The organism is Saccharopolyspora sp., from assembly GCF_017434145.1.
Taxonomy (GTDB): domain Bacteria; phylum Actinomycetota; class Actinomycetes; order Mycobacteriales; family Pseudonocardiaceae; genus Saccharopolyspora_C; species Saccharopolyspora_C galaxeae.
On sequence record NZ_JAFRFW010000019.1, the window covers coordinates 1 to 1,725 of the forward strand.

General features: G+C 71.8%; 1 protein-coding gene. It reads right to left on the bottom strand.

Translation table 11 applies throughout. The features are described from left to right. Positions 1–168: 168 nt before the first annotated feature. A complete protein-coding gene (locus IJH84_RS00425; protein ID WP_295138832.1) occupies positions 169–1,548 on the bottom strand; it encodes an ATP-grasp domain-containing protein in 1,380 nt (459 codons plus the stop codon). Positions 1,549–1,725 lie beyond the last annotated feature (177 nt).

A 1,725-nucleotide genomic window follows, 5' to 3' on the forward strand; every position in this document is an offset into this window, starting at 1 on the left:
ACGTGGACCCCTCGTGGATCCAGCCCGCCATGCGCTGCCGGTCCGCCGGGCGGTTCCACTGGTCGGTGCCGTGCTCGGCCTGCAGCCAGTCGGCGGCCTCTTCCCGCCACCGCAGCAACAGGTCCATGTCGTCCACAGTGGCCGTACGCACGTGCAGCGTGGGCGGATTCATCCGGCAGCCTCCTCGGTTTCCCTGGCAGAGAGGGTGAACAGTTCGCGGAAAGCAGCGGTCAGCCGGGTGCCGTAGTCGTTGAGTACCTTCCCGTCCGGACCCGTCGCCGCGCTGGCGGTGACCAGCATTCCGAGCGATGCGCCGGTTTCCAGCTCGGCGCCGCGCGTCGGCAAGCCCACGGCCGCGCACTCACCTTCGGCGCACTCCAGCAGACCCGCACCGGCACGCCGCCACACCAGCCGATCCCCGTCCAGCGCGTACACGCCGCTGCGCGGAGCGGTGGTCACCACGGCGGTGCGGCCGGTGTGCCGGACGGCGAGCTGCACGCCCGGCGCGGGAGCGGGGTCGTGCTCGCCGCTGGTGCGCCTGCCTTGCCGTTCCAGCGCGTGCCGGTTCAGCAGCGGGACGTGCCCTTGGGCTCGTTCGATCTCCCCCAGCAACCACGTCGAGCTCTGCGGCCGGGCGTTGAGCTCCAACACGGCCACCGAGTCGCCGCGCACGATCAGGTCGACCCCGAACACGCCGCGGTAGCCGCGTCCGGCCAACCCGGCTCCCACCCGTTCGACCGCTTCTCGCGCGCGTTCCATGGCGATCGCGGAAACGCGTTGCGGCGCCTGGAAATCGCAGCCGCAGTAGGCCCCGAACTCGAAGCCCGCCTCGGGCAGGCCGGCGAACTGCACCGAGGGCCTGGTCACGCCGACCGAACCGTCCATGCCGACGAATCCGTGGAAGTTCAGCGCCGTGCCGTCGAGGAATTCGCTGATCAGCCAGTCGCCTGCCGCCGGTTCCCGCGCCCGTGCCGCGCGCAGTTCCGCATCGGTGCGCACCAAGTAGGTCCCCAGGCCGCCCGAGCCGACCGGGCGTTGTGCCACGAACGGCGAGCCCAGCCCGCGAACCAGCGCCGGGTGCGAGAGCGACTGCGCGGCGACGACCTCGCCGACCGGGACGGGCAGGCCGCGGTCGGCGAACCAGGCCCGCATCCGGGTCTTGTCGTTGAGGTCGGCGGGTGCCGCCCGCTCCGGTTCCCGGGCGACCAGCGATGCCCAATGTCGCGGCACCTCGGGCCTGGTCGCGGACAGCAGCGGCGGTTGGCCATGCGCGCGCACCCGCGCCGGCGGGGTCAGCGAAGCCTTCATCGCCTTGATCCCGCAACGCCGCACATCCCTGCGCGAACCCTGCTGATGTTCCAGCGAGCAGGTCCGCACGCCGAAGCGCTGCGCCCATTCGGGATCCGCGGACTCCGCGGAGGCCAACCAGGTCAGCGCACCCGCGCGCAGCAGCGGAAGCGCATTGACCGCGCGCGTGACGAAGTCGATCAGGCCTCGTTCGCGCAGCGCCCGGTCACCGTCCTCGGTCGATCCGATCGTCGGACGCACGGTTCCCTCGCAATCGGACTGGCGGACGCGCGGCGCTGAAGCTGTTCTTCATCGATACCGCAAGGCCATCGCCCGGGACAGAGCAACGCCGGATGATCACCTGGCTGTGGGCCGGGGTTCGTCGGATCCGGTGCAGCCGATCGTCTGGCGTTGCCGGACCGCCCTCGGTGGTGGGCC